This window comes from Roseiarcus sp., from assembly GCF_052145395.1.
GTDB lineage: Bacteria > Pseudomonadota > Alphaproteobacteria > Rhizobiales > Beijerinckiaceae > Roseiarcus.
In genome coordinates, this window is record NZ_JBKQOT010000183.1 from 1 (window position 1) to 7,638 (window position 7,638).

Annotated in this window: 9 protein-coding genes and 1 pseudogene; 5 read left to right on the plus strand and 5 right to left on the minus strand. The window is 66.8% G+C overall.

Annotated features, from left to right (window positions below; genetic code table 11):
- From ACLP25_RS06410 to ACLP25_RS06430, 5 genes are all read left to right on the plus strand, one after another.
- Nucleotides 1-623: SDR family NAD(P)-dependent oxidoreductase (locus ACLP25_RS06410; protein ID WP_442468391.1), on the plus strand; the 623-nt coding region annotated here is incomplete at its 5' end.
- Between the two features lie 11 nt (nt 624-634).
- The gene (locus ACLP25_RS06415) at nt 635-1,489 is read left to right on the plus strand and encodes an oxidoreductase (RefSeq protein WP_442468392.1); all 855 of its coding nucleotides are present in this window, start codon (nt 635-637) and stop codon (nt 1,487-1,489) included.
- A gap of 16 nt (nt 1,490-1,505) precedes the next feature.
- Complete coding sequence (locus ACLP25_RS06420) at nt 1,506-1,925, plus strand: DUF1810 domain-containing protein (protein WP_442468393.1); 420 nt, start codon at nt 1,506-1,508, stop codon at nt 1,923-1,925.
- A 207-nt stretch (nt 1,926-2,132) separates the two neighbouring features.
- Entirely contained in the window at nt 2,133-2,708 is a 576-nt protein-coding gene (locus tag ACLP25_RS06425) for a Spy/CpxP family protein refolding chaperone (protein WP_442468394.1), read from the plus strand.
- 226 nt (nt 2,709-2,934) lie between these two features.
- Nucleotides 2,935-3,882: an aspartate carbamoyltransferase catalytic subunit gene (locus tag ACLP25_RS06430; protein WP_442468395.1), complete on the plus strand. Its 948-nt coding sequence runs from the start codon at nt 2,935-2,937 to the stop codon at nt 3,880-3,882.
- Nucleotides 3,883-3,900: 18 nt separating this feature from the next.
- Here ACLP25_RS06430 and ACLP25_RS06435 read toward each other — a convergent pair whose 3' ends face one another.
- The 5 genes and pseudogenes from ACLP25_RS06435 to ACLP25_RS06455 all read right to left on the minus strand — a co-directional run.
- Nucleotides 3,901-4,299 carry a hypothetical protein gene (locus tag ACLP25_RS06435; RefSeq protein ID WP_442468396.1) on the minus strand — a complete coding sequence of 133 codons (399 nt, stop codon included), beginning with the start codon at nt 4,297-4,299 and terminating at the stop codon, nt 3,901-3,903.
- A gap of 256 nt (nt 4,300-4,555) precedes the next feature.
- Nucleotides 4,556-5,584, minus strand: coding sequence for a hydroxyacid dehydrogenase (locus ACLP25_RS06440; protein ID WP_442468397.1), 1,029 nt, complete (start codon nt 5,582-5,584; stop codon nt 4,556-4,558).
- A gap of 31 nt (nt 5,585-5,615) precedes the next feature.
- Complete coding sequence (locus ACLP25_RS06445; protein ID WP_442468398.1) at nt 5,616-6,710, minus strand: AbrB family transcriptional regulator; 1,095 nt, start codon at nt 6,708-6,710, stop codon at nt 5,616-5,618.
- Nucleotides 6,711-6,741: 31 nt separating this feature from the next.
- Nucleotides 6,742-7,305, minus strand: coding sequence for an isochorismatase family protein (locus ACLP25_RS06450; protein ID WP_442468399.1), 564 nt, complete (start codon nt 7,303-7,305; stop codon nt 6,742-6,744).
- Nucleotides 7,306-7,378: 73 nt separating this feature from the next.
- A pseudogene (locus tag ACLP25_RS06455) lies at nt 7,379-7,638 on the minus strand (MarR family transcriptional regulator); the annotation flags it as partial.

The following is a 7,638-nucleotide window of genomic DNA, read 5'->3' on the forward strand; positions in this document are numbered from 1 at the left end:
AATTCGGCCGCATCGACGTGCTGGTCAACAACGCCGGCTATGGCTATCTGGCCGCGGTCGAGGAGGGCGAGGACGCCGACATCCGCGCCATGTTCGAGACGAATTTCTTCGGCCTCGCCGCGATGACCCGCGCCCTGCTGCCGGTCATGCGGGCGCAGAAGTCGGGCGCGATCGTCAACATCTCCTCGCAGGGCGGCTTCATCGGCTTCCCCGGGGTCGGCTATTACAACGCGACAAAATTTGCCGTCGAAGGCCTATCGGAGGCGCTCGCCAAGGAGGTCGCCGCATTCGGGATCAAGGTGCTGATCGTGGAGCCCGGCCCCTTCCGCACCGACTGGGCCGGCCGGTCGCTGAAAATGCCGAAGCATCCGATCGAGGCCTATGCGGAGACGGCCGTCGCGCGCCGCAACGCGATTCACGGCTACAGCGGCTCGCAGCCGGGCGATCCGGTCCGCGCGGCCGAAGCGATCATCGCGACGGTCGAGAGTCCCAATCCGCCGCTGCGGCTGCCGCTCGGAAGCATCGCCTTCGACGGAATGAGCGCCGAGATCGAGGCTTTGCGCAAGGAGATCGCGTCCGTCGAGGCGGTCGCCCGCGGCGCCGACTATCCCAAGGCTGAGTAGAGGAGGATGCGATGACCGCCGAAAACACCAAACCCGTCTGGCTCATCACCGGCTGCTCGACCGGCTTCGGGCGGGAGCTGGCGAAAATCTTGATCGGGCGGGGCTATCGCGTCGCCGCGACCGCCCGCGACGTGGCCAAGGTCGCCGACCTCGTCTCCGGCCATGACGCAAGCGCATTGGCGCTGAAGCTCGACGTCGACAGTCCGGCCGACATCGTAGCCGTCGTCGAAGCGGCAAAGCAGAAGTTCGGGCGCATCGACGTCTTGGTCAACAACGCCGGCTACGGCTATCTGGCCGCCGTCGAGGAAGGCGAGGACGCCGACATTCGCGCCATGTTCGAGACCAATTTCTTCGGCCTGGCCGCGATGACTCGCGCCGTCCTGCCGCTCATGCGGGCGCAGAAGTCAGGCGCGGTCGTCAACGTCTCGTCGATGGGCGGCTTCATCGGCAATCCGGGATCCGCCTATTACGCCGCCACCAAGTTCGCGGTCGAGGGCCTGTCGGAGGCGCTGTCGAAGGAGGTCGCGCCGTTCGGGATCAAGGTGCTGATCGTCGAGCCGGGCCCGTTCCGCACCGACTGGGGCGGCCGGTCGCTCAAGACGCCGCGACGACCGGTCGAGGCTTACGCGGAGACCGCCATCGCTCGCCGCAACCAGATCCAGGGGTACAGCGGCCAGCAGCCGGGCGACCCTGTCCGCGCCGCCGAGGCGATCATCGCGACGGTCGAGCGGAGCGATCCGCCGCTGCGGCTGCCGCTGGGCAATTTCGCCTACGACGTCATGGGCGCCGAGATCGAGGCTTTGCGCAAGGAACATGCGTCGGTCGAGGCCATCGCCCGCGGCGCGGACTACCCGAACGGCGCCTGACCCGGCCGGCCGCGCCATGACCGACCCGTTCAACCTCCAGCGCTTCGTTGACGCACAGGCGCCCGTCTATGATACAGTCGTGCGTGAGCTCATGTCCGGCGAGAAGCGGTCGCACTGGATATGGTTCGTCTTTCCGCAGATTGCGGGCCTCGGCGCCAGTCCGACTTCGGTCTTCTACGCCATCTCTTCACTCGACGAGGCGAAGGCCTATCTGGCGCACCCGATTCTCGGTCCGAGGCTGGTCGATTGCTCTCGCCTCGTTCTGGCCGCGGAAGGGCGAACGGCGCGGCAGATCTTCGGCGCGATCGACGAGGCAAAGTTTCGCTCCTCGATGACGCTGTTCAGCCGCGCCGCCCCGGGGGAAGCCGTCTTCACGCAATGCCTCGACAAATACTTCGGTGGCGGCCCCGATTCCTCGACGCTCGAAAGACTGTGAAAAATCGCCCGCGCGCCCGTTGCCTGGCCGCAGAGGAGCTTTGCTGACGCTTCGCGCCGGTGGCCTCCGCCGCCAATGGAAGACGCGACCCACCGCATTGTTCTCCTCTCGCCTCAGCGAATCAAAGTTGTCGGTACTGCAAAACAAATGTTACACTGACGGTGTACGGGAAGAAACGCCGAACGGGTGCACCGACTCGCGTTGGCTTTGAGCGAGCATCTTTCTGGCGACAATCCAATTGGGGAGACCACCATGAAACGCATCCTCCTTGGAACGCTTGCCGCCGCCGTCCTTTCCACCTTCACCTTTATGCCTGCGAGCGCGCAGAGTGATCAGAAGCCCTCGCGCGAGGAACGCATGCAGCATTGGGCGGCCGACCGCGAGATGATCCTCCATTCCAGGCTCGCCGGCATGAAAGCCGGACTTGGACTTACAGCGGACCAGGACAAGCTTTGGAATCCGCTCGAAGCGGCAATCATGGACGCCTTCAAATCGCACATGGAGACCATGCAGAAGATGCGTGAGGGCGGCGAGCGCATGTCCCCCACGGACCGCATGGATTTCATGGCCAGCCGCATGGCGCAGGGCGCCGCTCATCTCAAGGCGATCTCCGAGGCGGCGAAACCGTTTTACGCCAGCCTCGACGCCGCACAGAAGCACAACTTCGAAGTGCTGGCCCGCAGCGTCATGATGTCTGGGCGGGGGTCGGTGGAATGGGTTGAAAACGGGGGGGATGCTGGGGGCATGTGGGAGCCGGAGGGCTGGGGCGGCCGACCCGAATAGCGCTGAGGTTCAGCTTCGGCGCTTCGAGCAGGCAACGCTCATCCTCGCCGCCGAGGGTAGAACGGAAGTTCTTTGCCACAGTCGAGGCGACAAGATTCGGCTCCCGCAAGCCGCGCCGCTCCCGAGCGTGGCTTTTCGGGAAACGCCTCGATGTGTTTTTCGCCGGCGAGCCCGATCCGGCGACGCTTGCAAAACTCGGGCGCTGAGCCCAAAGCTCGCGCCCGCCATGACGTCCCTCTCCCCGCCCGTCTTCGCTCAGCGCCATCTCCTCGGCATCGAACACCTCAACCGCCTGGAGATCGAGGCGCTGCTCGACCTCTCCGACGAGGCGGTCGCCATCTCCCGGCAGGTCGAGAAGAAGCGGTCCACTTTGCGCGGGCGGACGCAGATCAACCTGTTCTTCGAGGCCTCGACCCGCACCCAGTCGTCGTTCGAGCTGGCGGGCAAGCGGCTCGGGGCCGACGTGATGAACATGGCCGTCGCGGCGTCCAGCGTCAAAAAGGGCGAGACGCTGATCGACACGGCGATGACGCTGAACGCCATGCGACCCGACATTCTGGTGGTCCGCCATCATGCCGCGGGCGCGGTGTCGCTGCTTGCGCGCAAGGTCGACTGCTCGGTCGTCAACGCCGGCGACGGCGCGCACGAGCACCCGACCCAGGCGCTGCTCGACGCTCTCACCATCCGCCGCAACCTCGGGCGCATCGAGGGGCTCACGGTCGCGATCTGCGGCGACATTCTCCACTCGCGCGTCGCGCGCTCCAACATTTTGCTGCTCGGCAAGCTCGGCGCCCGTGTCCGGGTCGTCGGTCCGTCGACGCTCCTTCCGGCGGGGGTGGATGAGATGGGCGTCGAGGTTTTTCGCGAGATGCGCGGCGGCCTCAAGGACGCAGACATCGTGATGATGCTGAGGTTGCAGCGCGAACGGATGGCCGGCGCCTTCGTGCCGAGCACGAAGGAATATTTCCGCTACTTCGGGCTCGACCGGGAGAAGCTCGCCTACGCCAAGCCCGGCGCTCTCGTCATGCATCCCGGACCGATGAATCGCGGGGTCGAGATCGACACGCTGATCGCCGACGGCGCCCAGTCGCTGATCCGCGAGCAGGTCGAGATGGGCGTCGCCGTCCGCATGGCTGTCCTCGAGGCGCTGGCGCACAACCTGCCGAACACTTGAGCCGAGTCGGACCGGGTGTCAGCGCAACGTCGCGGCGCCGAGTTGGACCAGACCGGTCAACAGCCGTCGCAGGGTGGACTGCGGCGGCGCCGCCGTCTCGGAGGCGTTGATTTCGGCCGACGGCCCGGCCGGCGGGTCGGCTGCCGATCCCAGCTGAGCCGGGTCGCCGCCACCGGGCGCAGACGCGCCGACCGCGACTTCGTCCGCAACCGCCGGAGTGGACGGAGTCGCGGCAGCCCCTGCGCTTGCGGCTGCGGGGTCCTCGGTCGAACAGCAATTCGAGCCGACCGCCGCCATCGAAGACACGACACCGTTTGGATCGGATATCAGCCGCGTTTCCGCGAGCCCTGCGCCCGAGAGCGCCAGAGTTCCAAGTCCGGCCAGAACGAACCGGAACACAACGGAGCGAGCAGTCATGAGAGCCGTCTCCATAAAAACACCGTAGTTTTTCTGATAGATTCGGGGAACCGCCCCGTATCCATAGAGAATAACCATTAGAATTTTATCGAGCAACGTTGAATTTGAACAGCGGGTAAAGTGGGCAGAACTGTGGTCCACAACTCTATGCGTGCATTGGCGGCTTCACAGTGCGAAAATCGCGCGTAATCCTGTCAACTCGGAGCCGGAACAGCCATGCCCGAAGGCGATCTATTCTACTCAGGACTTGCCCGGTCTAGCTGCGCTCGATCGGTTTCGAGCGCGACCGGGCCACCGTTTCGCGCTGCGCGCGCCGGCAGGAAAGCGGAGGCAGGCCTCTGAGGACGAGTTCGACGTCGGCGACGGTCTGGCGGCCGATTTCGAGCAGCGAATCGCGCATGGCGCCAGCGCGGTGGGGCGAGAGGATAAGCCCCTCGATGCTGCGTGCGGGGTCGTCGAGCGGCGCCGGCTCGACCGGGAAGACGTCGGTCGCGGCGCGAAACCGCCCGCTGCCGACCTGCCGCAGGAACTCGGGAAAGTCGACCACGCCGGCGCGGCTCATCAGCAGCACGACCGAACCGGGCGTAATCTTTTCGAATTCTTGCCTGCCGAGGAAACCCTGGTTCTCGCTGGTGACGGCGGCGAACACCACGATGATTTGCGAATCTCGGAGGACTTCGTCGAGCGAAGCTGCTGCGACGCCGAATCCGGCCATGAAATGCTCGGAGATCCAGGGATCATACGCTTTGATCCGGCAGCCGAAGGGGGCGATCAGCAGCGTGAAGGCGCGCGCAAGGTCGCCGAAGCCGATCAGGCCGACCCGCGCGCCATAGAGGGAGAAGCAGCCCTCGGCGCCGTCGAGCAGCCATTTCTCGTCGCCCCGCCGCATCGCCCGGTCGGCGGCGGTCACGCCGCGGCAAAGGTCGATCGCGAGGCCGAGCGTCATTTCCGCGACAGGCTTGGCGAAGGCGGAACTCGGGGCGAGCACATGGACGCCACGCTCGAAGCAGGTCTCGTAATCGACGTTCTGCAGGAAGTTGGTCTCGACGTTGACGATGGCGCGCAGTTTTGGCGCGCGGTCGAGCCGCTCTTTGGGCATGTCGCTCTGGCCGATCAGCACGGCCATGTCGGGCAGAACGGCCTCGAGCCGCTCGGACGGCATGTTGCCCGGTCCGTCGTGGACCGTCAGGTCGCCGGCGGCCTCCAGCCGCCTCCACAGCGGCGCGTCGAAGATCTCGGCCAGCGCCCGCGGCGCGGGGTCGATCACGATCAACGGCTTCGGCATGGGCTCTCCCGGAGTTTTCTGCGCTCAGACACTAAACCTTCCTCACGACAACGCCAGCCGCCGATGGGAGCGAATCACCCTTTTGCGGGCCGGCGACGAAACGCGCGATCGCCGGGCCGAGGACAAGGACGATAAGGAACCGCGCCATCTGCATCGACATGATGAACGGCATGTCGACATGGGTCGAGGCGGCGATGATGGCGACGGAATCGGCGCCGCCGGGGCTCATGGCGAGATAGGCCGTGAGCGCGTCCACATGCGCGACCTGCGCAAGAATGGCGGCGAGCCCGCCGCAGATGGCAAGCAGGCTCAGAATCGAGGCCATAAGCGCCGGCAGGACTTTGACGGCGTGGATCAGGATCGGCCGGTTGAAGCGCGCCCCGATGCTCCAGCCGACGGCGCAATAGGCCGGAGCGAGGAGCCAGGGCGGCAGCTCGATTCTCATGGCTCCCGTGTTCTGCATCACGGCGGCCGCGCCGAGGGCGAGGAGCATTGGCCCGGCCGGGATGCGGAACGTTTGGCCGATCGCCGCCGCGGCCGCCGCGAGCACGAGGGTCGCCGCCAGCGACGGCCGCGCGACCGAGGGAAACCAGTCGACCGGCGCCGCCGCATGCGACGTCGTCGCCGTCCAGAGGCTGGCGACCACCGTCGCGACGATGGCGACCATGACGACTCGAAGGTACTGCATGAGGGCGACGAGCCGGACGTCGGCGCCGAAGCCCTCGGCCATCAGCGTCATGACGGTGGCCGCGCCGGGAAAGGCGCCCCAGACGGCGGTGCTTCCCGGAAGGACGCGCAGGCGCGCCAGCAGCCATCCGAGCGCGGCGCTCACGGCGATCACGGATAGGACCCCGCCGAGGAAGGTCGGCCAGTCGTGCGCCATTTCCCTCATCGTCGAGGGCATGATGACCCGCGCGATGAGGCAGCCGACGATCGCCTGCGCGCCCGCAAACAGCGGCCGCGGAACATGGACCTCGACGTCGGCGGCGGTCAGGGAGGCCGCCGCCGCGAGCGATCCGAGCAACAGCGCCGCGGGCAGGCGCAGAAGCTCCAGCCCGCCGACTAGCAGCGCCGTCAGCGCAAGGAGCACGCCCCATTGCGCCGCTAACTTCAGCCGGTTTCGCATCGCGCTCTCCCTCGGCGCGGAGGCGTCCGGATCATCGCTTTGTCGCGTCGAGGAGCGCGAGGATCGCATCGGTCTCGGCGGTTTCGCCGAGACGCGGGAAGATGCGCTGGATGCTGTTGTCGTGGGCCTCCGCCGTGCGGTCGGTCATTGCGTCGATGGCGAGCGTGACGTTGAAACCGTATTCGTAGGCCTGCCGGGCCGTCGACTCGACGCCGATGCTGGTGGCGACGCCGGCGATCACGACCTGCGTCACCCCCTCGCGGCGCAAATGGTCGAGAAGGTCGGTGTTGGTGAACGCGCCCCACGTGTGTTTCGTCACCAGATGGTCCTGCGGCTGGCGATCGAGTTCGGCCACGAGCTCGGTGAACGCGTCGGGAAACGGCCCCCTAACGCCCGCCTGCTCGGTGCGTCCGGGCGCTCCGCCCGCGACATTGACCAGAACCACCGGCAGGCCGCGCCGGCGGAAAGCTTCGGCGAGCCGGGCGGCGCGCGCGACGACCTCGCGGACCGGACGTGCGAGCGGCAGGGCGATGATTCCGTTCTGCAGATCGATGACGATCAGCGCCGTCTTGGGATCGAGCCTCGTTGCGGCCATGGCGGACTCCTTTTCTCGCGTTGCAGCGTGCGCCGGGAAACGCGCCGGGCTCGCGTCGGCAGAAAGGAAACGATCAGCTCGCGGCGATCCGCTCGAGAAGGACCAGCGCACGCATGACCTCGTCCCGCTCCTTGGGGGCAAGCTCGGCGCCGATCCGTTCGGCGAGCCAGTCCTCGCGCGTTCTCCGGTTCTCCCGGATGCAAGCCCGGCCGCGTTCGGCGACCGACAAAATCGTCTGCCGGCCGTCGTTCGGGTCGGGCGCGCCGACGATGAGGCCGGCGTCTTCCAGGGGGCCGACGATCGCGCCCATCGACTGCGTCCGCATGTTTTCCG